This window comes from Streptomyces sp. Ru62, from assembly GCF_002920615.1.
GTDB lineage: Bacteria > Actinomycetota > Actinomycetes > Streptomycetales > Streptomycetaceae > Streptomyces.
Genome location: NZ_PQSU01000044.1, coordinates 18,107 through 37,472 on the forward strand (window position 1 = coordinate 18,107; position 19,366 = coordinate 37,472).

Annotated in this window: 21 protein-coding genes; 9 read left to right on the forward strand and 12 right to left on the reverse strand. The window is 70.5% G+C overall.

The window, feature by feature from the left end; all coding sequences use genetic code 11:
• Positions 1-63 precede the first annotated feature (63 nt).
• The gene (gene disA / locus C3492_RS38840; RefSeq protein ID WP_015493313.1) at positions 64-1,188 is read left to right on the forward strand and encodes a DNA integrity scanning diadenylate cyclase DisA; all 1,125 of its coding nucleotides are present in this window, start codon (positions 64-66) and stop codon (positions 1,186-1,188) included.
• 186 nt (positions 1,189-1,374) lie between these two features.
• Here disA and C3492_RS38845 read toward each other — a convergent pair whose 3' ends face one another.
• On the reverse strand, positions 1,375-2,208 hold the full coding sequence (locus C3492_RS38845; RefSeq protein WP_181140770.1) for a hypothetical protein: 834 nt from the start codon (positions 2,206-2,208) through the stop codon (positions 1,375-1,377).
• Positions 2,209-2,389: 181 nt separating this feature from the next.
• Between C3492_RS38845 and C3492_RS38850 the strand changes: the two genes are divergently transcribed.
• The 5 genes from C3492_RS38850 to cseC all read left to right on the forward strand — a co-directional run bounded on the left by C3492_RS38850 (position 2,390) and on the right by cseC (position 6,896).
• Complete coding sequence (locus C3492_RS38850) at positions 2,390-3,265, forward strand: A/G-specific adenine glycosylase (protein ID WP_103817324.1); 876 nt, start codon at positions 2,390-2,392, stop codon at positions 3,263-3,265.
• Positions 3,266-3,539: 274 nt separating this feature from the next.
• Positions 3,540-4,079 (forward strand): SigE family RNA polymerase sigma factor, encoded by a 540-nt coding sequence (locus tag C3492_RS38855; protein ID WP_014674153.1) that lies wholly within the window; start codon positions 3,540-3,542, stop codon positions 4,077-4,079.
• The gene (locus C3492_RS38860; RefSeq protein ID WP_374938422.1) at positions 4,067-4,720 is read left to right on the forward strand and encodes a hypothetical protein; all 654 of its coding nucleotides are present in this window, start codon (positions 4,067-4,069) and stop codon (positions 4,718-4,720) included. The genes C3492_RS38855 and C3492_RS38860 overlap by 13 nt, the downstream gene beginning before the upstream one ends.
• A 63-nt stretch (positions 4,721-4,783) precedes the next feature.
• Positions 4,784-5,485 (forward strand): two-component system response regulator CseB, encoded by a 702-nt coding sequence (gene cseB / locus C3492_RS38865; RefSeq protein WP_103817325.1) that lies wholly within the window; start codon positions 4,784-4,786, stop codon positions 5,483-5,485.
• A gap of 13 nt (positions 5,486-5,498) precedes the next feature.
• On the forward strand, positions 5,499-6,896 hold the full coding sequence (gene cseC / locus C3492_RS38870) for a two-component system sensor histidine kinase CseC (protein ID WP_103817326.1): 1,398 nt from the start codon (positions 5,499-5,501) through the stop codon (positions 6,894-6,896).
• A 215-nt stretch (positions 6,897-7,111) separates the two neighbouring features.
• On the opposite strand, the gene C3492_RS38875 is transcribed toward cseC, so the two are convergent.
• From C3492_RS38875 to C3492_RS38890, 4 genes are all read right to left on the reverse strand, one after another.
• The gene (locus tag C3492_RS38875) at positions 7,112-7,963 is read right to left on the reverse strand and encodes a class I SAM-dependent methyltransferase (RefSeq protein WP_103817327.1); all 852 of its coding nucleotides are present in this window, start codon (positions 7,961-7,963) and stop codon (positions 7,112-7,114) included.
• On the reverse strand, positions 7,960-8,388 hold the full coding sequence (locus C3492_RS38880; protein WP_103817328.1) for a VOC family protein: 429 nt from the start codon (positions 8,386-8,388) through the stop codon (positions 7,960-7,962). Before C3492_RS38880 ends, C3492_RS38875 begins: the two co-directional genes overlap by 4 nt.
• The gene (locus C3492_RS38885) at positions 8,385-8,861 is read right to left on the reverse strand and encodes a helix-turn-helix transcriptional regulator (RefSeq protein WP_103817329.1); all 477 of its coding nucleotides are present in this window, start codon (positions 8,859-8,861) and stop codon (positions 8,385-8,387) included. The genes C3492_RS38880 and C3492_RS38885 overlap by 4 nt, the downstream gene beginning before the upstream one ends.
• A gap of 103 nt (positions 8,862-8,964) precedes the next feature.
• On the reverse strand, positions 8,965-10,563 hold the full coding sequence (locus C3492_RS38890; protein ID WP_181140771.1) for an MDR family MFS transporter: 1,599 nt from the start codon (positions 10,561-10,563) through the stop codon (positions 8,965-8,967).
• Positions 10,564-10,688: 125 nt separating this feature from the next.
• Here C3492_RS38890 and C3492_RS38895 point away from each other — a divergent pair, with 125 nt between their 5' ends.
• Positions 10,689-11,288, forward strand: coding sequence for a TetR/AcrR family transcriptional regulator (locus tag C3492_RS38895; protein ID WP_103817331.1), 600 nt, complete (start codon positions 10,689-10,691; stop codon positions 11,286-11,288).
• Position 11,289: 1 nt separating this feature from the next.
• On the opposite strand, the gene C3492_RS38900 is transcribed toward C3492_RS38895, so the two are convergent.
• On the reverse strand, positions 11,290-11,841 hold the full coding sequence (locus C3492_RS38900) for a M23 family metallopeptidase (protein ID WP_014674147.1): 552 nt from the start codon (positions 11,839-11,841) through the stop codon (positions 11,290-11,292).
• Positions 11,842-12,298: 457 nt separating this feature from the next.
• Here C3492_RS38900 and C3492_RS38905 point away from each other — a divergent pair, with 457 nt between their 5' ends.
• The gene (locus C3492_RS38905; protein ID WP_103817332.1) at positions 12,299-12,922 is read left to right on the forward strand and encodes an HAD family acid phosphatase; all 624 of its coding nucleotides are present in this window, start codon (positions 12,299-12,301) and stop codon (positions 12,920-12,922) included.
• A 120-nt stretch (positions 12,923-13,042) separates the two neighbouring features.
• Here the strand turns inward: C3492_RS38905 and C3492_RS38910 are convergent, their stop codons facing one another.
• Entirely contained in the window at positions 13,043-15,565 is a 2,523-nt protein-coding gene (locus C3492_RS38910) for an ATP-dependent Clp protease ATP-binding subunit (RefSeq protein WP_014674145.1), read from the reverse strand.
• A gap of 447 nt (positions 15,566-16,012) precedes the next feature.
• Between C3492_RS38910 and C3492_RS38920 the strand changes: the two genes are divergently transcribed.
• A complete protein-coding gene (locus tag C3492_RS38920; protein ID WP_181140772.1) occupies positions 16,013-16,690 on the forward strand; it encodes an SCO3374 family protein in 678 nt (225 codons plus the stop codon).
• Here C3492_RS38920 and C3492_RS38925 read toward each other — a convergent pair.
• The 5 genes from C3492_RS38925 to C3492_RS38945 all read right to left on the reverse strand — a co-directional run bounded on the left by C3492_RS38925 (position 16,669) and on the right by C3492_RS38945 (position 19,323).
• Positions 16,669-17,004: an Lsr2 family protein gene (locus C3492_RS38925; RefSeq protein ID WP_103817333.1), complete on the reverse strand. Its 336-nt coding sequence runs from the start codon at positions 17,002-17,004 to the stop codon at positions 16,669-16,671. The genes C3492_RS38920 and C3492_RS38925 overlap by 22 nt on opposite strands.
• 203 nt (positions 17,005-17,207) lie before the next feature.
• Positions 17,208-17,741, reverse strand: coding sequence for an amino-acid N-acetyltransferase (locus C3492_RS38930; RefSeq protein WP_103817334.1), 534 nt, complete (start codon positions 17,739-17,741; stop codon positions 17,208-17,210).
• Between the two features lie 9 nt (positions 17,742-17,750).
• Positions 17,751-18,209, reverse strand: coding sequence for a BlaI/MecI/CopY family transcriptional regulator (locus tag C3492_RS38935; RefSeq protein WP_258056166.1), 459 nt, complete (start codon positions 18,207-18,209; stop codon positions 17,751-17,753).
• A gap of 230 nt (positions 18,210-18,439) precedes the next feature.
• Positions 18,440-18,619 carry a hypothetical protein gene (locus C3492_RS38940; protein ID WP_103817336.1) on the reverse strand — a complete coding sequence of 60 codons (180 nt, stop codon included), beginning with the start codon at positions 18,617-18,619 and terminating at the stop codon, positions 18,440-18,442.
• Between the two features lie 47 nt (positions 18,620-18,666).
• The gene (locus tag C3492_RS38945) at positions 18,667-19,323 is read right to left on the reverse strand and encodes a hypothetical protein (protein ID WP_103817337.1); all 657 of its coding nucleotides are present in this window, start codon (positions 19,321-19,323) and stop codon (positions 18,667-18,669) included.
• Positions 19,324-19,366 lie beyond the last annotated feature (43 nt).

Here is a 19,366-nt window from a genome sequence, read left to right on the forward strand (position 1 = left end):
CCCGTCCGTACGAACCGAGTGCGGGTGCGGGAGCGCGTCAGAACCTGCGACCGGAGGAGTGCAGTGGCAGCCAACGACCGGGCAGCAGCTCCCGGCAAGTCCGGTGGGAGTGCCGGTTCCGATGGTCTGATGCGCGCCTCGCTGAGCGCCGTGGCACCCGGTACGGCCTTGCGTGACGGCCTGGAGCGCGTCCTGCGCGGCAACACCGGCGGGCTCATCGTCCTCGGCTCGGACAAAACGGTCGAGGCGATGTGCACGGGCGGTTTCGTGCTGGACGTCGAGTTCACCGCGACCCGGCTGCGGGAGCTGTGCAAGCTGGACGGCGGCATCGTGCTGTCGTCGGACCTGTCCAAGATCCTCCGGGCGGGCGTGCAGTTCGTGCCGGACGCGACGATCCCGACGGAGGAGACGGGCACGCGGCACCGCACGGCGGACCGCGTGAGCAAGCAGGTCGGCTTCCCGGTGGTCTCGGTCTCCCAGTCGATGCGGCTGATCGCTCTGTACGTGGACGGTCAGCGGCGCGTTCTGGAGGACTCGGCGGCGATCCTGTCCCGCGCGAACCAGGCGCTGGCGACGCTGGAGCGGTACAAGCTCCGGCTGGACGAGGTCGCGGGCACGCTGTCGGCGCTGGAGATCGAGGACCTGGTCACGGTCCGGGACGTGTCGGCGGTCGCGCAGCGGCTGGAGATGGTCCGCCGTATCGCCACCGAAATCGCCGAGTACGTGGTCGAGCTGGGCACGGACGGCCGTCTTCTCGCCCTCCAGCTGGAGGAGTTGATCGCCGGGGTCGAGCCCGACCGCTCGCTGGTCGTCCGCGACTACGTGCCCGAGCCGACGGCGAAGCGGTCCCGCACGGTCGACGAGGCGCTGGCCGAGCTGGACGCGCTGACCCACGCGGAGCTGCTCGAACTCGGCACGGTGGCGCGGGCGCTGGGCTACACGGGATCTCCCGAGACGCTCGACTCGGCGGTGTCCCCGCGGGGGTTCCGGCTGCTGGCCAAGGTGCCGCGGCTGCCGGGCGCCATCATCGACCGGCTCGTGGAGCATTTCGGGGGCCTGCAGAAGCTGCTCGCCGCGAGCGTCGACGACCTGCAGACGGTGGACGGGGTCGGCGAGGCCCGCGCGCGGAGCGTGCGGGAGGGGCTGTCGCGCCTGGCGGAGTCGTCGATCCTGGAGCGCTACGTCTGATTCCGGGGCCGGGCGCCTATGAACTCGGTGCCGGATGCCGTATGACTGCGGGTCCGTGGGGGGCGTTCGCGCAGGGTCCCCGCGCCCCTCAAGCAAGCTGCGCATCGCCCGCCCAAGGGGCGCGGGGAACTGCGCGGTCAGCCACACCGGGCGGCACTCGACGACGCACCCGCGCCGCCCCCGTCCTCAGTCGGCCGACAGCACGAACGACGCCTGGGCCTTGCCGAAGCCCGGGGTCTTGGCCTCCAGCAGGTACGTGCCCGGCTTCGCGGCACCCCCGGAGGGGGTCGCGCAGTGGGCCGCGCTCGGCTTGCGGTCCCACTTCACGGTGTAGGTGATGCTCTGGCCGGCGGGCACCCGGAACACCAGGCTGCCCGCGCCCCCGGGGCAGTCGGCCGACGACCAGAAGGTGTCGTCGCCGTCCGCCGGTGTGACCGTCAACACCGCGTTCCTGGGACCGAGATCGACCTTGCAGTCGGCCGACGAGCTGTTCTTCGCGGTGAGTTCGAACGTCGGCGTCTGGTCCGGCGAGTAGGAGTTGTGCACGCTGCGCAGGCTCAACGCCACGGCTCCGGCCGTGCAGTTGGGCAGCGTGGAGGACGCCGGGAGCGTGTCGCCCGTACCGACGCCGCCGCCACCGGACGCCGTACCCGAGCCGGCACCCGCTCCCGAGGAGCCGTCGGCCGAACCGCCGTCCCCACCGTCCCCGCCGTCCCCGCCAGAGGCGGAACCGGAGCCGGAACCCGAACCGGAGCCGCTGGAGTCCCCGCCGCCCGACTCGTCGCGGCCGCCGGGGTGTTGGCTGATGGCGGAACCGGACGGGCTCGGCCCGGGCGTGATGGTGTGCGTGGGATTCTTGCCGTTGGACCCGTCGGCGTTCTTCTTGCCGCCTCCGCCGCCGGCGGTGACGATCCATGTGATCACCAGCGCCAACAGGGCGAGCATGGACAGCAGTACGGCCCTCCGACGCCAGTAGATGGAGGAGGGAAGCGGCCCGACCGGATTGCGCAGAGATCCCACGGCGCAAACTGTACGAGAGATCGCCGCGCTCGCTCGCGCCACCCGCCGCGCCGGCGCCAACTTTTCCGGATCATCATCCCGGCAACTGCCGCAGGCGCCGCGGTTCTTCGCATTCCGCCACGCTCGGTGACCGCGCCGTCACCCATCGGGCCCGCCAACCCGTGGCAGGATCGGAAGGGCCATGACTGAGATGCTGCACGCCCCCGTGATCGCCTGGTTCGAGACCCACGCCCGCGACCTCCCCTGGCGCCGCCCGGAGGCGGGCCCCTGGGGCGTGATGGTCAGCGAGTTCATGCTCCAGCAGACCCCGGTGAACCGGGTGCTGCCCGTCTACGAGGAGTGGCTGGCCCGCTGGCCGCGTCCCGCCGACCTGGCGAAGGAGGCGCCCGGTGAGGCGGTGCGCGCCTGGGGCCGGCTCGGCTATCCGCGCCGGGCCCTGCGCCTGCACGGCGCCGCGGTCGCCATAACGGAGCGGCACGGCGGTGACGTACCGACGGACCACGCGAAACTGCTCGCGCTGCCCGGCATCGGCGAGTACACGGCCGCCGCGGTGGCCTCGTTCGCGTACGGGCAGCGGCACGCGGTGCTGGACACCAATGTGCGCCGGGTGCTCGCGCGGGCGGTGACCGGGGTGCAGTACCCGCCGAACGCGACCACGGCCGCCGAGCGGCGCCTGGCACGGGAGCTGCTGCCGCAGGACGAGCGGACCGCCGCGCGGTGGGCCGCCGCCTCCATGGAGCTGGGCGCGCTGGTGTGCACGGCGAAGAACGAGGGCTGCCCCCGGTGCCCGATCGCCGCGCAGTGCGCCTGGCGGCTCGCGGGCAAGCCGGAGCACGCGGGTCCGCCGCGTCGCGGGCAGACGTACGCCGGTACAGACCGGCAGGTGCGCGGCAAGCTGCTGGCCGTGCTGCGGGAGGCGCACGCGCCGGTGCCGCAGGCGGTGCTGGACCGGGTGTGGCACGAGCCGGTGCAGCGGGCGCGCGCGCTCGACGGGCTGGTCGCGGACGGTCTGGTGGAGCCGCTTCCGGGTGGCCTTTATCGGCTGCCGCTCGGCTGACGCACAGCCAAGTCACAACGGCCCGGTATCCGTTACGGAGATCCCAGGCGGACAAATCGCCCCACAGCGCCACAAATACCCCGTCATCTCTACCCCGTTCCTCCGTCCGTTACACAACCGACGGATAGCCGATTGCCAGCCGCAGGCTGGTCCGCACAGCCTCGTGACAACCACTCCGTAGCTTCTTCTCCGTGCCCGGGAGACCACCGGGCGCGGGGAGAGCGGGACTTCGGGCGAGGGCCGGAAGCACAACGGGGAACGGAGGCGGTTGATCATGGCGCAGGGCGAGGTGCTCGAATTCGAGGAGTACGTCCGCAGCCGGCAGGACGCGCTGCTGCGCAGCGCCCGTCGGCTGGTACCGGACCCGGTCGACGCCCAGGACCTGCTGCAGACGGCGCTGGTGCGGACGTACGGCCGGTGGGAGGGCATCGCCGACAAGCGGCTCGCCGACGCCTATCTGCGGCGGGTCATGATCAACACGCGGACGGAGTGGTGGCGGGCGCGCAAGCTGGAGGAGGTGCCGACCGAGCAGCTTCCGGACGCCTCCGTCGAGGACTCCACCGAGCAGCACGCCGACCGGGCTCTGCTGATGGACGTGATGAAGGTGCTCGCACCGAAGCAGCGCAGTGTCGTGGTGCTGCGACACTGGGAGCAGATGTCCACTGAGGAGACGGCCGCTGCCCTCGGCATGTCGGCCGGTACGGTCAAGAGCACGCTGCACCGGGCGCTCGCCCGGCTCCGTGAGGAGCTGGAGGCCCGCGATCTGGACGCACGCGCTCTGGAGCGTGAGGAGCGGGAGCGTTGCGCGGCCTGACCGGGGCCGGGCCCGACCGGGTCCGAGGCAGTACACAGGCGGTGATCGCGGTGGGGACCGTGCTCGCCGCCCCCGCCCTTTTGCTCGCCGCGTGCGGCAGCGGGGGCACGGGCGCGCGGGACGAGGGCCCGGCACACGCCTCGGCGGTGGCCGGGGCCGTCGCCTCCCCCTCCCCGGGCCCTTCCGAGAACTACCGGCGGGTGGACCCCGTCGCGCTGGTCAAGAGCGATCCCGAGGTGTCGTCAGCGGTCAAGCGGGAGCTGAAACCGTGCAACGGCGATGAGTACCCGGTCGACGTCTCCTACGGCAATCTGACCGGGGCCCCGGTGGACGATGTCGTCATCAACGTGCTGACCTGCGCCGACGCGGTCGGCATCGGCTCGTACGTGTACCGGGACGACGACGGCTCCTTCAGGAACGTCTTCAAGAGCGAGGAGTCCCCGGTCTACGCGGAGATCGACCAGGGTGTCCTGTCGGTGACCAGGCAGTACTACGAGAAGGGCGACCCGATCTCCAGCCCGTCCGGTGAGATCGTGACCCCGTACACCTGGAAGGCGGGACGGTTCGCCCAGGGCAAGCCCACGCGCAACGAGTACAGCAAGTCCGCCGGCGGGGGCCCGGCGCCCGCACCGGACAGCTGACACCGCCCCACGCCCCGCACACCTGACCGCCACACCTACCCCACGAGGACTGAGAGCACCGGGATGGCAGAGCAGACCCACGTCCTGTTCGTCGAGGACGACGACGTCATCCGCGAGGCCACCCAGCTCGCCCTGGAGCGGGACGGCTTCGCGGTCACCGCGATGCCCGACGGCCTGTCGGGCCTGGAGGCGTTCCGGGCGAACCGCCCCGACATCGCGCTGCTGGACGTCATGGTGCCGGGCCTGGACGGCGTCAGCCTGTGCCGCCGGATCCGGGACGAGTCGACCGTGCCGGTGATCATGCTGTCGGCGCGTGCCGACTCCATCGACGTCGTCCTGGGCCTGGAAGCGGGCGCCGACGACTACGTGACCAAGCCCTTCGACGGTGCCGTGCTGGTCGCCCGGATCCGCGCGGTGCTGCGCCGCTTCGGGCACGCCGGCGGATCCGCGCAGGCCGAGGAGGCCGCGTCGGCGGACGGCGGCACACTCGCCTTCGGGGACCTGGAGATCGACACCGACGGCATGGAGGTGCGCCGGGCAGGGCAGCCGGTGGCGCTGACCCCGACCGAGATGCGGCTGCTGCTGGAGTTCTCCGCCGCGCCGGGCACCGTGCTCTCCCGCGACAAGCTGCTGGAACGGGTGTGGGACTACGGCTGGGGCGGTGACACCCGGGTCGTGGACGTGCATGTGCAGCGGCTGCGGCAGAAGATCGGCCAGGACCGGATCGAGACGGTCCGCGGCTTCGGCTACAAGCTGAAGGCCTGAGCGGAGCGGCGTGATGCGGGGGATTCTTCGGCACCCGGTCCGGCGCATGGAGCGCGCGGGCCTGCGCACCGGGCTCAGATGGAAGGTCAGCGCGGCCATCGCCCTGGTGGCCGGGCTGGTGGCGATCGTCCTGAGCCTGGTCGTGCACAACGCGGCCCGCGTCTCGATGCTGGACAACGCGCGCGAGCTGGCCAACGACCGGGTCCTGATGGCCCAGCGCAACTACGAGCTGAACCGGGGGCCGGTCTTCCCCTACGTCAAGGTCGACGACCCGGAGCTGCCGGCCGCGCTGCGCGAGAGGGTCGAGCGGGGCCGCCGGGCGAGCGATGTCTCCGAGCACCACGGGGTGGCGGACATCTGGGCGGCCGTCCCCGTGAAGGACGGGCATGTGCTGTCCCTGCACAGCCATCTGCCCGACCGCAGCACCGACATGCTGCAGGACCTGGACCAGGCCCTGATCATCGGCTCGGTCGCGGTCGTGCTCGGCGGCAGCGCGCTGGGCGTGCTGATCGGCGGGCAGCTGTCCCGCCGGCTGCGCAAGGCCGCGGCCGCCGCGAACCAGGCCGCGGCCGGCGAGACCGACGTCCGGGTGCAGGAGGCCATCGGCGGGGTCGTACGGGACGAGACCGACGAACTCGCGCGCGCGGTGGACGCCATGGCGGACGCGCTGCGGCAGCGCCTGGAGGCCGAGCGGCGGGTCACCGCCGACATCGCGCACGAGCTGCGCACCCCGGTGACGGGTCTGCTGACCGCCGCCGAACTGCTGCCGCCCGGCCGGCCCACGGAGCTGGTCCTGGACCGGGCCAAGGCCATGCGCACCCTGGTCGAGGACGTCCTGGAGGTGGCCCGGCTGGACGGGGCCTCGGAGCGGGCGGAGTTGCAGGACATCATGCTCGGCGAGTTCGTCGCGCGCCGGGTGGCGGCCAAGGATCCGGACATCGCCGTACGGGTGGTGCACGAGTCGGAGGTCACCACCGACCCCCGGCGGCTGGAACGGGTGCTGTTCAACCTGCTCACCAACGCCGCCCGGCACGGCCGGCCACCGATCGAGGTCACCGTGGAGGGGCGGGTCATCCGGGTCCGCGACCACGGCCCCGGCTTCCCGGACGAGCTGCTCGCCGAGGGGCCGAGCCGGTTCCGCACCGGGAGCAAGGACCGCGCCGGGCAGGGTCACGGCCTCGGCCTGACCATCGCGGCGGGCCAGGCGCGGGTGCTGGGCGCCCGGCTGACGTTCCGCAACGTACGGCCCGCGGGGGCGCCCGCCGGCGTTCCCGCGGAGGGTGCGGTGGCCGTCCTGTGGCTGCCGGAGCACGCCCCGACCAACACGGGCAGCTATCCGATGCTGCCCGCGTCCGGCAGCGCCCCGGTGCCGCAGGCAGGCCCCGTTCGCCGCGCGGCCCGGGACATGTGAGGGTGCACCGCTCGCCGAGAGGACCGGGCCGAAGTGATCGCCTGACCTATGTCGTGGAACGTGAGGCCGATGTCCAGGCTCAGCGCTGAGGCCCGGCCGGCCCGGCGTGTTCCGTCTCCTGCCGTATCGGTCGAGCACGTCGATGGCCCGGCGCCGCATCTCCGACCGAGCGCGGCGTCGGCCCCGGCGCCCCCTCCGTCACCGCCTCGGGGTGCTCAGGTGGTCGCCACCACCAGTTCCTCCGCTCGCGACGGCCTGAGCCCGTCCGGCCGGCCGGCGAAGTAGCGGCGGGTGAGTTCCTCCGCCGGTATGTGACGGGCGTCGCGGAAGCCGGCCTCACGGGTCAGGGCCATCATCCGCTGGGGCGTGAAGTGGCTGAGGAACGGGGTGCCGGACGCGCGCGCACCGCGCTCCGCCGCTTCCTGGAACGGCCGCAGCTCGGGCTCGACGTCCTCGGCCGGTCGCAGGAACGTGGTGGCGAGCGTGGAGCCCGGCGCGAGCGTCGCGACCTGCCGGAAGCTCGCGGTGATGGCCTCGCGCGTGAGGTACATGGTCACGCCGGTGCAGGCCACGACCGCCGGGCGGTCCGGGTCGAGACCCGCCGCGAGCAGCCTCCCCCACCAGTCCCCCTCGAAGTCGACCGGCACCAGCCGCAGCCAGTCGGGCACCTCGTGGCCGAGTGCGGCGAGCCGGCGCCGCTTCCATTCCTGCGGCCCGGGCCGGTCCGCCTCGAACACCCGCAGCCGCGCGGCGATCTCCGGCCGGCGCTGGGCGAACGTGTCCAGACCGGCGCCGAGGACGACGTACTGGCCGACGCCCCGCGCGGCCTGCTCCACGACGAGGTCCTCCACGAACCGGGCGCGGGCCGCGATGGACGCCCGCACGGGCCGGGTGGCCCGCTCGTCCATGTCGGGGCGGGACCGCCAGTCGTCGCCGGGATCCGCCAGGCGCAGCCCGATCTCGTCCTCGATGACGTGCGGCGGCGGATCGGCATGGACGTGCAGCGCCCGCCACAGGGCGACCCGCACCGCCGTGTGGTCCGGCAGCACGGCAGGCCGTACGGTCACCCGAAGTCCTTGGAGAAGTCCAGCTCCTCGCTGCGCTCGGTCAGCGAGTACCAGTTGCCGCTGTCGTCGCGGAAGATCGCCTCGATGCCGTACGGCCGCTCCTTCGGCTCCTGGATGAACTCCACCCCACGTGCCTTGAAGGCCGCGTAGTCGCCCCGGCAGTCGTCCGTGTGGAACGCCCCCGCGCCGAGCACTCCCTTGGCGACCAGCTTCTTCATCGCCTCGGCGGACTCGGGGTCCAGACCGTCCAGGCTCATCAGCGCCAGCTCCAGACCGGGCTGGTCCTTGGCGCCGACGGTGACCCAGTGCATATGGCCCAGGGCGAGGTCGCTGCGCACCTCGAAGCCCAGCTTCTCGGTGAAGAAGGCCTTCGTCCGCTGCTGGTCGGTGGTCCACACGGTGCTGATGGCCAGGCCCTTGATCATGACTGCGCTCTCCTGTCGCGAGGCTGCTGTTCCTGCTCGTCACCGTAGGCAGGGCCGGGCGCGGCGCGCTTCTTCGATGTTGCGGTGTTGAAACCGCCGGCCCAGAGCATGGCGTAGCAGCCGGGTATGAGGGCGGCACCGCGACCGACGTGCCGCGCCCGGTACTCGCTCGGGGTGAGGCCGGTGCGGGCCTTGAAACGGGCGGAGAACGTGCCGAGGCTGCTGAAGCCGACCAGGGTGCAGATCTCGGTCACCGTGAGGTTGGCCGTGCGCAGCATCTCCTCGGCGCGCTCGATCCGCCGGTGGGTGAGGTACTGGCCGGGCGTCTCGCCGTACGCCTCCTTGAAGGCGCGCAGGAAGTGGTACCGCGAGTACCCGGCGTGCGCCGCCACCACGTCCAGGTCCAGGTCCGGGTCGGCCCAGTCCCGGTCCATGGCGTCCTTGGCCAGACGGAGGCGGCGGATCTTGTCCATGAGCCGATGGTGACACGGGGGTCTGACATCGGGGCCGGTGCGGGAACGGCCGAAGGCCCCGGCGCTGCGGACACGCACCGGGGCCTTCGGGCTCAGGCAGATCTCAGACGGCCTCGACCACGGCCACCGGCGCCGCGTCGGCACCCTCGGTGGCGGCCTTCGGACCGCCCTTGAGCGGCACCTCCTTGACGAACAGCGCCGCGATCAGCACCAGCACCGAGACCGCGGCGCCGAGCAGGAACGCCGAGTGCGTGCCCGAGGACACCGCGTACTGGTACGCCTCGCGGGCCATCGCCGGGAGCTTCTCCAGGCCCTTCGCGTCGATCTGCGCCGACTTCTCCGTGATGTTCTTGCCCAGCGCGCCGGCCCGCTCGGCCATGACGTCCTGGACCCGGTGGTTGAACAGGGCGCCCATGATGGCCACGCCGAAGGAGGAGCCGAGCGTACGGAACAGGGTCGTCGAGGAGGACGCCACGCCCATGTCCTTCATCTGGACGCTGTTCTGCGCGACCAGCATGGTGATCTGCATCAGGCAGCCCATGCCCGCGCCGACCACGGCCATGTAGACACCGGAGGTCAGGCGGGTCGTGTCGGTGTCCATGAGGGACAGCAGGTACAGGCCGACGGTCATCAGGACGCCGCCGACGATCGGGAAGATCTTGTACCGGCCGCTGTTGGTGGTGACCCGCCCGGCGACCATCGAGGTCACGAGCATCGCGCCGAGCATCGGCAGGAGCAGCAGTCCGGAGTTGGTGGCGGAGGCGCCCTGCACGGCCTGCTGGTACAGCGGAAGGAACAGGGTGGCGCCGAACATCACGAAGCCGGTGATGAAGCCGATGACCGACATCAGGGTGAAGTTGCGGCTGCGGAAGATGTGCAGCGGCACGACCGGCTCGGCGGCCTTGGTCTGCCAGAACACGAACCCGACGAGCGCGGCCACGCCGATGCCGGTCAGTTCCATGATCCGCGCGGAGGTCCAGGCGTACTCGGTGCCGCCCCAGGTGGTGACCAGCACGATGGAGGTGATGCCGACGGTCAGCAGCAGCACGCCGAGGTAGTCGATGCCCGCCTTGGAGCGCTTCTTCGGCAGGTGCAGTACGGCGGTGACGAGCGCGAGTGCGACCGCACCGAGCGGCAGGTTGATGTAGAAGGCCCAGCGCCAGCCCCAGTTGTCGGTGATGGTGCCGCCGACCAGCGGGCCGCCGATCATCGCCAGCGCCATCACGCCGGCCATCATGCCCTGGTACTTGCCCCGTTCCCGCGGTGGGATCAGGTCACCGATGATCGCCATGACGCCGACCATCAGACCGCCGGCTCCCAGTCCCTGCACGGCCCGGAACCCGATCAGCTGGCCCATGTCCTGGGCCATGCCGCTCAGGGCCGAGCCGAGGAGGAAGATCACGATCGAGCTGAGGAAGGCGCCCTTGCGCCCGTACATGTCGCCGATCTTGCCCCAGACGGGGGTGGAGGCCGCGGTGGCCAGGGTGTAGCCGGTGACGACCCAGGAGAGGTGCTCCAGTCCGCCCAGTTCACCCACGATCGTGGGCATCGCCGTGCCGACGATCATGTTGTCCAGCATCGCGAGCATCATCGCGATCATCAGTGCGAGCAGCACCACCCGCACACTCCGGGGCTGTTTGCCCTCGGCCGCACTCTGGGGCTGTCCGCCCCCTGCTACGACACTTTCGACCGTGTCCGCCATCGTCTTCCCATTCCCCCTGCGGCAGATACTTACTTGCCGCCCGGCTAGTTACTACACTGCGGAAGGTAGACCCGCTACTAGCCGGGCGTCAAGTAAGTTTTCGCGGGAGCGCGAGGAGTACGAGGATGGGCCTCACCATGGACGGCACCAAGCAGCAGCGCCGCGGCAACACCCGCCAGCGCATCCAGGACGTGGCGCTCGAACTCTTCGCGGAGCAGGGCTACGAGAAGACCTCCCTGCGGGAGATCGCCGAGCGTCTCGACGTCACGAAGGCGGCCCTGTACTACCACTTCAAGACGAAGGAAGAGATCATCGTCAGTCTCTTCGCGGATCTGACGAAGCCGATCGAGGACCTGATCGAGTGGGGCGGGCAGCAGCCGCACACCCTGGAGACCAAGCAGGAGATCGTCCGCCGCTACAGCGAGGCGCTGGCCGGCGCGGAACCGCTGTTCCGCTTCATGCAGGAGAACCAGGCGACGGTTCGGGAACTGCGCATCGGCGACACCTTCAAGGACCGGATGCGCGGCCTGCGGGACATCCTCATCGACCCGGAGGCGGAGCTGGTCGACCAGGTCCGCTCGGTCAGCGCGATGTTCACGCTGCACGCCGGGATGTTCGTGATGCAGGACCTCGAAGGCGACTCCGAGAAGAAGCGCGAGGCCGTTCTCGAAGTCGCCTTGGACCTCGTCGCGCAGGCGCACGAGCACGCCCGCGAGAAGGACTAGGTCAGACCTTCACACCCTGGGCGCGCAGGAACGCGACCGGGTCGATGCCGGAGCCGTAGTTCGGGGTCGTACGGATCTCGAAGTGCAGGTGCGGACCGGTGGAGTTGCCGGTGGAGCCGGACAGCGCGATGTGCTGGCCGGTCGCGACGACCTGGCCGATCCGGACGTCGACCCGGGACAGGTGCGCGTACTGCGAGTAGGTGCCGTTGCCGTGCTTGATGACGATGGCGTTGCCGTACGCCGGGCCGTCACCGGCGCCGTTGGGGCCGGCCTTGACGACGGTGCCGCCGTGCGCGGCGACGACCTCGGTGCCGGTCGGCACGGCGAAGTCCTGGCCGCTGTGCTTGTGCGCCCAGTGGTTGCCGGCCTGCGCGAAGCCCGCCGAGAGCGCGTACTTCTTGACTGGGTCGACCCAGGAGCCGGCGGACGCGGTGGCGGCGCTCGCGACCCCGGTACCCAGTACGGCCGTGGCGCCGAGTCCGGCAGCCAGGACGGTCACACGGGCACGGAGCGAGGACGTACGGGAAGAGCGGGACGTGAAGCGCTGGAACATCTGGACCTCGTGAACTCGGAGACGTTTCCGCCACCCGGCGTACGGACGTCCATGGAGACGTCTCACCGGTGCGGCCATTCCTTGGTAACCGAGCACCCCATCAGGCCCAAAACGCCCTAAGTACGGCATCAGGTAGTAGACGGAGCCAATACCACCCATTTTCTTGACAGCCGCCCACCCCGGCCCCCACGGCCCTGACGACGCACTTCCCGGGCGCGACTCCGCAAGGTAAAGCTTTCCTTTTTGTCCGTTTTGCCTATCTGGCGCATCCCACTATCCCGGCTAGTACCGGACATTTCGCCTGTGCCGCATATCACCGGCACCCCCGGTCGATGAATGCAGAAATGTGACGCAGACCTCTAGGCGCCTACCCTCCAGTAACCCTACGGTTCCCCTCGCGCCATCCTCGCCTCAGATCATGCCCCTGACATTCAGAGACGCGAGAGGACCCCCACCGATGACCAGACGCCCCTGGGCACGCCGCATCTCCGTGACCACCGTCTCCGTGGCCGCCCTGGCCGCGCTGGCCGCCCCGGTGGCGACGGCCGCCCCGGCCGGGGCCGCGACCGCGAGCACCTCCGCCGCCAAGGTCGACCACGCCACCTGGCAGAAGGACTGCCAGGCGGTCATGGACCAGGCCCTCCCGTACCTGAAGGAGCGGATCGCCGCCGCCAGGCCCGGCGAGAAGCAGGCGATCGTCTTCGACGTCGACAACACCACGCTGGAGACCGACTTCGGCTTCAGCTACCCCCAGCCGGCCAACCGGCCCGTCCTGGACGTCGCCCGCTACGCCCAGGAGCACGGCGTCTCCCTCTTCTTCGTCACCGCCCGCCCCGGCGTCCTGTACTGGCCCACCGAGTACAACCTCGAACACGACGGCTACGACGTCTCCGGCCTCCGCGTCCGCGGCCTGGTCGACCTCTTCAAGGACGTCGCCGCCTACAAGACCGCCCAGCGCGTCGACATCGAGAACGACGGCTACACGATCATCGCGAACATCGGCAACAGCGCCACGGACCTGTCCGGCGGTCACGCCGAGAAGACCTTCAAACTGCCGGACTACGACGGACAGCTGTCGTAGGACCGAACGCGCCCGGCACGGACCGCGTCATCAGTGCGGAACCGGGCCGGGGAACGCCGAAGGGGCCGGTGCCCGAAGGCACCGGCCCCTCTGTCCGGCTGAACCGCCGGAGGCTGACGCTTACTCCTTGCTCAGGTTGGGCCCAGCCCCACCCGCGGCCTGCTCGATCGGCGGGACGTCCGGCAGTGCCGACTTCTCCTCACCCCGGAAGGTGAAGGTGGCGGCGTCGCCCTCGCCCTCGGTGTCCACGACCACGATGTGACCGGGGCGCAGCTCGCCGAAGAGGATCTTCTCCGAGAGCGTGTCCTCGATCTCGCGCTGGATCGTGCGGCGCAGCGGCCGGGCGCCCAGCACCGGGTCGTAACCCTTCTTGGACAGCAGTTCCTTCGCGGACTGGGAGAGCTCGATGCCCATGTCCCGGTCCTTCAGGCGCTCGTCCACCTTGCTGATCATCAGGTCGACGATCCGCAGGATGTCCTCCTGCGTCAGCTGCGGGAAGACGACCACGTCGTCGACGCGGTTGAGGAACTCGGGGCGGAAGTGCTGCTTGAGCTCGTCCGACACCTTGTTCTTCATGCGTTCGTAGTTGGTCTTCGTGTCACCCGCGGCGGCGAAGCCCAGGTTGAAGCCCTTGGAGATGTCCCGGGTGCCGAGGTTGGTCGTCATGATGATGACCGTGTTCTTGAAGTCCACGACCCGGCCCTGGGAGTCGGTCAGGCGACCGTCCTCCAGGATCTGCAGCAGCGAGTTGAAGATGTCCGGGTGGGCCTTCTCGACCTCGTCGAAGAGGACGACCGAGAACGGCTTGCGGCGCACCTTCTCCGTCAGCTGGCCGCCCTCCTCGTAGCCCACGTATCCGGGGGGCGAACCGAAGAGACGCGATACCGTGTGCTTCTCGCTGAACTCCGACATGTCGAGGGAGATCAGCGCGTCCTCGTCACCGAAGAGGAACTCGGCGAGCGCCTTGGACAGCTCGGTCTTACCGACACCGGACGGGCCGGCGAAGATGAACGAACCACCCGGACGCTTCGGGTCCTTCAGGCCCGCACGCGTACGACGGATCGCCTTCGACAGCGCCTTGACGGCGTCGTTCTGGCCGATGACCCGCTTGTGGAGCTCCTCCTCCATGCGGAGCAGGCGGGAGGACTCCTCCTCCGTGAGCTTGAAGACCGGGATGCCGGTGGCCGTGGCGAGGACCTCGGCGATGAGCTCGCCGTCGACCTCGGCGACGACGTCCATGTCGCCGGCCTTCCACTCCTTCTCCCGCTTCGCCTTGGCGGCCAGGAGCTGCTTCTCCTTGTCGCGCAGGGACGCGGCCTTCTCGAAGTCCTGCGAGTCGATCGCGGACTCCTTGTCCCGGCGGACGGCGGCGATCTTCTCGTCGAACTCGCGCAGGTCCGGCGGAGCGGTCATCCGGCGGATGCGCATCCGGGAACCGGCCTCGTCGATCAGGTCGATCGCCTTGTCCGGCAGGAAGCGGTCCGAGATGTACCGGTCGGCCAGCGTCGCCGCCTGGACCAGGGCCTCGTCCGTGATGGAGACGCGGTGGTGCGCCTCGTACCGGTCGCGCAGGCCCTTGAGGATCTCGATCGTGTGCGGCAGGGACGGCTCGGCGACCTGGATGGGCTGGAAGCGGCGCTCCAGGGCCGCGTCCTTCTCCAGGTGCTTGCGGTACTCGTCCAGGGTGGTCGCACCGATGGTCTGCAGCTCACCGCGGGCCAGCATCGGCTTCAGGATGGAGGCGGCGTCGATGGCGCCCTCGGCGGCACCCGCACCGACCAGCGTGTGCAGCTCGTCGATGAACAGGATGATGTCGCCGCGGGTGCGGATCTCCTTGAGCACCTTCTTGAGGCGCTCCTCGAAGTCACCGCGGTAGCGGGAGCCGGCGACCAGGGCGCCGAGGTCCAGCGTGTAGAGGTGCTTGTCCTTGAGCGTCTCGGGCACCTCGCCCTTGACGATGGCCTGGGCGAGGCCCTCGACGACGGCGGTCTTGCCGACGCCGGGCTCACCGATCAGGACCGGGTTGTTCTTGGTACGGCGGGACAGCACCTGCATGACCCGCTCGATCTCCTTCTCGCGCCCGATGACCGGGTCGAGCTTGGACTCACGAGCGGCCTGGGTGAGGTTCCGGCCGAACTGGTCCAGGACGAGAGAGGTCGAGGGGGTGCCCTCGGCCGGGCCGCCCGCGGCGGCGGTCTCCTTGCCCTGGTAGCCGGAGAGCAGCTGGATGACCTGCTGCCGCACCCGGTTGAGGTCTGCGCCCAGCTTGACCAGGACCTGGGCGGCGACGCCCTCGCCCTCGCGGATCAGGCCGAGCAGGATGTGCTCCGTGCCGATGTAGTTGTGGCCCAGCTGAAGGGCCTCGCGGAGCGACAGCTCCAGGACCTTCTTGGCACGGGGGGTGAAGGGGATGTGCCCGGACGGGGCCTGCTGGCCCTGACCGATGATCTCCTCCACCTGCTGGCGGACCGCCTCAAGCGAAATGCCGAGGCTCTCCAGGGCCTTAGCGGCGACACCTTCGCCCTCGTGGATGAGACCCAGGAGGATGTGCTCGGTGCCGATGTAGTTGTGGTTGAGCATCCGGGCTTCTTCCTGAGCCAGGACGACAACCCGCCGCGCGCGGTCGGTGAACCTCTCGAACATCGTTAATCGCTCCTCAGAGCGGTCAGGCAGTGGGGGGAACTTCCCCTCCCTGTCCTTCCGCAGCTTAGTCCCGCAAGCGGGGACCGCTCATTCCAACTGCCGACACCGTCGATGGCCTCCTGACCCGTGACGCCGACATCTGCTCCAACCCGATGGTGCGAGACGATGTTCCCGCAGGCCAGACAGTTACCCCAGTCGCCAGTACGCCGATGGCGAACGTGAGACGGCCTTTCCTGCGTGTCGCCCCCTCCCACTAGGCATGTCTTACCCGCAGGGACTGACACTCCATGCGGCGCGCACCGGTTCCCTCCGCTATGGGCGAACAACCTTGCGCCTCCCCGGGCCCCCACGCGCCCCCTCTTCCGGCACTGTGCGCAGCCGACAGGCCACACAGCGTAACTCGAAGGGGGTCCGGCGGTTGCTCCTGGCATGGTTGGCTCGGTCCCCATGACCTCCACGGTCCCCCTTCCCCGCCGCCCCGTCGATCCGGGCGCCCCGGCGGCCGGTCTCCCCGCCGGCCCGGAGGCCCGGGCCCGGCACTGGTACGAGAACGATCTGGGGTGGCCGACCGTGCCCGGCGGGCCGCTGCGGCTGCGCACGGGGGTGCGGTTCGACGTGCTGGACGTACCGGCCGAGGCGGGCGCGAAGGCGCTCCGGCATCTCGCGCCGCACTCCCCGGTGGCCCTGCGGGGCGACCGGATGCAGCTGTTGGTGGCCGCGGGCAGCGCGGAGGAGCTGCCCGGTCTGCTGACCTGGCTGGAGTGGGGCGCGGTGGCCCTGGACCTACGCGCCCTCGGGGCGGGCGGCACGATGGAGGCCCCGCCGCCGCCCGCGGGCCCCGCCGCCGCACGGCCTGAATCCGTACGGGCCGGGGTTGCGCGCGAGCCGTCCGCGCAGGGGGCCGCCGTGTGGTTGCGGCCCCCCGGTCCGGAACGTGAGGCCGGGGCCTCGCTGCCCGCCATGCCGGCCGTGCCGGCGTCGCCCCCCGTGGGGCGCGAGGGGAGCGCCCCCGATCTCGTGCGACTGGTGGACACGGTGGCAGCCCAGTGTCACCGGGTCCGGCTGCGGCGCGCGTGCGCCGGGCATCCCGCCGGCCGGCGGGATCAGCCGTTGGCCTTCTCGTAGGCCTCGCGGATGGACGCGGGGACCCGGCCGCGGTCGTTGACCTCGTAACCGTTCTCCTTCGCCCAGGCGCGGATCGCCGCGGTGTCCTGGTTGCCGCCGGTGGCGGCGCGCGCCTTTCCACGTCCGCCGGAGGAACGGCCGCCGGTGCGACGCCCGCCCTTCACATAGGGGTCAAGAAGCGTGCGCAGCTTGTCCGCATTGGCAGTCGTGAGATCGATCTCGTACGTCTTGCCGTCCAGCGCGAACGTCACGGTCTCGTCCGCCTCGCCGCCGTCGAGGTCGTCGACAAGAAGGACCTGAACCTTCTGTGCCACCGCATTTCCTTTCATCGATAACGTTGAGGGCCAGGGGTGTGCGGCGTCCGCCGTTTCGCCGCCCCTGTTATATGCAGTACTGCAGTACGTCGGAAAGCAAACCGCTTTTGCCGGAAAAACACAAACCCTCGGGAGTGACTCAGCGGACCACCCCCGTCCGGAAACATGCGCGTTTCGGACATAGGCCACCGGGGCAATGACGATCACAGATGCAGAAGCATCCGGCTGTTGCCCAAGGTGTTCGGCTTCACTCGTTCGAGACCGAGGAACTCCGCGACGCCCTCGTCATAGGAACGCAACAGCTCCGCGTACACATCGGTGTCGACCGGCGTCTCCCCGATCTCCACGAAGCCGTGCTTCCCGAAGAAGTCGACTTCGAAGGTCAGGCAGAAAACGCGTCGAACGCCGAGCCAGCGCGCGGTCTGGAGCAACTTCTCCAGCAACTGATGACCGACGCCGGCGCCCTTGAGGCCGGGCTTCACCGCCAGTGTGCGGACTTCCGCGAGGTCCTCCCACATGACGTGCAGCGCTCCGCAGCCGACCACCTCGGCGTTGTCGTCGCGTTCGGCGACCCAGAACTCCTGGATGTCCTCGTAAAGCGTGACCGTGGCTTTGTCGAGCAGGATGCGGTCGCGGACGTAGGCGTCGAGGAGGTGGCGCACGGCGGGGACATCGCTGGTCCGGGCCCGGCGGACAGTGATGGCTTTTGCGGGGACTTCGGGACGCTCTGCTGACATGAGCGGACGCTATCGCCCGTCGGTGCCCTCCGGCGCGCCGGGGTTCTCCTCTTGCCGGGCTTCGGCGGGTTCCTGTTGGCGGGCTCCGGGGGCTTCCCGGGTTTCTTCCGGCCCCTGGACGATGCGTACGGCGTCCCTGAGGGCCTGGCGCTGTTCCTCGCTCATCATGCCGAAGAAGGCGACGAGAGCGGCTGCCGGGTTGTCACTCTGCGACCAGGCGTCGTTCATGAGGGCGGCGGCGTACGCGGCTCGTGTCGACACGGCCTCATATCGATAGGCCCGCCCTTCGGCCTCGCGACGCACCCAGCCCTTCTGATGGAGATTGTCCAAAACGGTCATCACGGTGGTGTACGCGATGGAGCGTTCCCGCTGGAGGTCTTCCAGGACTTCTCGAACGGTCACCGGGCGGTTCCACTTCCACACCCGCGTCATGACCGCGTCTTCGAGTTCTCCCAATGGGCGAGGCACAACTCAGAACAATAGTGGGAGATCCCGGCAATGGCGTGCCGGACGTGCGCTAGGACTACAAACAGGAACAAAAAGGGCGTACGACTCGTGTGGCGCCGGGGCGCGGGAGTCGTACGCCGGGGGACGGCCAGCGTCGGCCGGGGAGGTCCGGTGGACCCGCCGGGCGGCCCCGTAGACCGTACCGAAGGGCCGTGACCTGCGGTGATCTGGTGTGCTCCGCCGTGGTCCGCTCAGGCGTCGCCGGCGGCGGAGGCCTTGCGGCCGCCCTCCGCGCGGGCGAGGGCGGCGTCGACGGCCGCGTCCTCCTTGGCCTTGGCGGCCCCGCCCTGGGTCTTCACGATCACCCTGACCACACCGATGAAGAACACGGCCATGACGACCGGGGGCACGAGCGCGGAGACGTAGTCCATGGCTCCAGAGTAGCCATGCCGGAACGCCCGAAAGGGGCGGGGCGTCCCTAACCCGCGGCGAGCTGGTGCGGCGCGGACTCCGCCGGAGGTGTCGGCTTGCGGCGCGGGAAGACCTCCCCGGGCGTCGGGATGGGCCGCTTGGGAGCGGCCGGTTCCGGGGCCGGGCGCTCCGCGGGACCGGGCGCCGGCTTCTGTCCCGGCTCCTGCGGGGGCCTGGAGGGCGTGTCGGCCTCGCCTTCGCCCTGCGGCGCCCCGGACTCCCCCGCGCCGCCCGCGAGCGCCAGCAGACGCGTCCTCGCGGGCGGCACGGCGGGCGCGGGCACCTTCCGCCCGCCCTGCGCAAACCGCGCCCGCACGTCCTGTTCAGCCAGCTCCTGACAGCGGTCCAGCAGCGCCGCCGCCGCGGGGGTCCCGCGCAGCGCCCGGAGCGCGGCGAGATCGTCCGGCGTCGGCCGGTGCCCGGCGCCGAGCGCCTCCTCCAGAAGGGTGAGGTAGCCGGCGGCGGTACCCGGCAGGGCGGCCCGGTAGCGGCCCAGGTCGGCCACCAGGAAGGCACGCAGCCTGGCCCCCTCGCACACCGCCTCGTCGAGCGACTCGGCGAGCCGGAAACAGTCCTGCACGTCCTCGGCGGAGGCGTGGCCGGGGTGAAGGGCGAGGGCGAGGGCGCGGCGGAGCACACGCAGCTCCTCCACGCCGAACGCCATGCCGCCGCGGGATCCGTATGGCGTGGGCATAAGGCGACGATAC

What these genes read in the sequence shown, in the direction of transcription:
- C3492_RS38930 (WP_103817334.1), bottom strand. Translation starts at nt 17,741, where the DNA reads ATGTCAGCAGAGCGTCCCGAAGTCCCCGCAAAAGCCATCACTGTCCGC.
- C3492_RS38905 (WP_103817332.1), top strand. Translation starts at nt 12,299, where the DNA reads ATGACCAGACGCCCCTGGGCACGCCGCATCTCCGTGACCACCGTCTCC.
- C3492_RS38895 (WP_103817331.1), top strand. Translation starts at nt 10,689, where the DNA reads ATGGGCCTCACCATGGACGGCACCAAGCAGCAGCGCCGCGGCAACACC.
- C3492_RS38880 (WP_103817328.1), bottom strand. Translation starts at nt 8,388, where the DNA reads ATGATCAAGGGCCTGGCCATCAGCACCGTGTGGACCACCGACCAGCAG.
- C3492_RS38940 (WP_103817336.1), bottom strand. Translation starts at nt 18,619, where the DNA reads ATGGACTACGTCTCCGCGCTCGTGCCCCCGGTCGTCATGGCCGTGTTC.
- C3492_RS38890 (WP_181140771.1), bottom strand. Translation starts at nt 10,563, where the DNA reads ATGGCGGACACGGTCGAAAGTGTCGTAGCAGGGGGCGGACAGCCCCAG.
- C3492_RS38920 (WP_181140772.1), top strand. Translation starts at nt 16,013, where the DNA reads ATGACCTCCACGGTCCCCCTTCCCCGCCGCCCCGTCGATCCGGGCGCC.
- cseB (WP_103817325.1), top strand. Translation starts at nt 4,784, where the DNA reads ATGGCAGAGCAGACCCACGTCCTGTTCGTCGAGGACGACGACGTCATC.
- C3492_RS38910 (WP_014674145.1), bottom strand. Translation starts at nt 15,565, where the DNA reads ATGTTCGAGAGGTTCACCGACCGCGCGCGGCGGGTTGTCGTCCTGGCT.
- cseC (WP_103817326.1), top strand. Translation starts at nt 5,499, where the DNA reads ATGCGGGGGATTCTTCGGCACCCGGTCCGGCGCATGGAGCGCGCGGGC.
- C3492_RS38855 (WP_014674153.1), top strand. Translation starts at nt 3,540, where the DNA reads ATGGCGCAGGGCGAGGTGCTCGAATTCGAGGAGTACGTCCGCAGCCGG.
- C3492_RS38945 (WP_103817337.1), bottom strand. Translation starts at nt 19,323, where the DNA reads ATGGCGTTCGGCGTGGAGGAGCTGCGTGTGCTCCGCCGCGCCCTCGCC.
- C3492_RS38900 (WP_014674147.1), bottom strand. Translation starts at nt 11,841, where the DNA reads ATGTTCCAGCGCTTCACGTCCCGCTCTTCCCGTACGTCCTCGCTCCGT.
- C3492_RS38885 (WP_103817329.1), bottom strand. Translation starts at nt 8,861, where the DNA reads ATGGACAAGATCCGCCGCCTCCGTCTGGCCAAGGACGCCATGGACCGG.
- C3492_RS38850 (WP_103817324.1), top strand. Translation starts at nt 2,390, where the DNA reads ATGACTGAGATGCTGCACGCCCCCGTGATCGCCTGGTTCGAGACCCAC.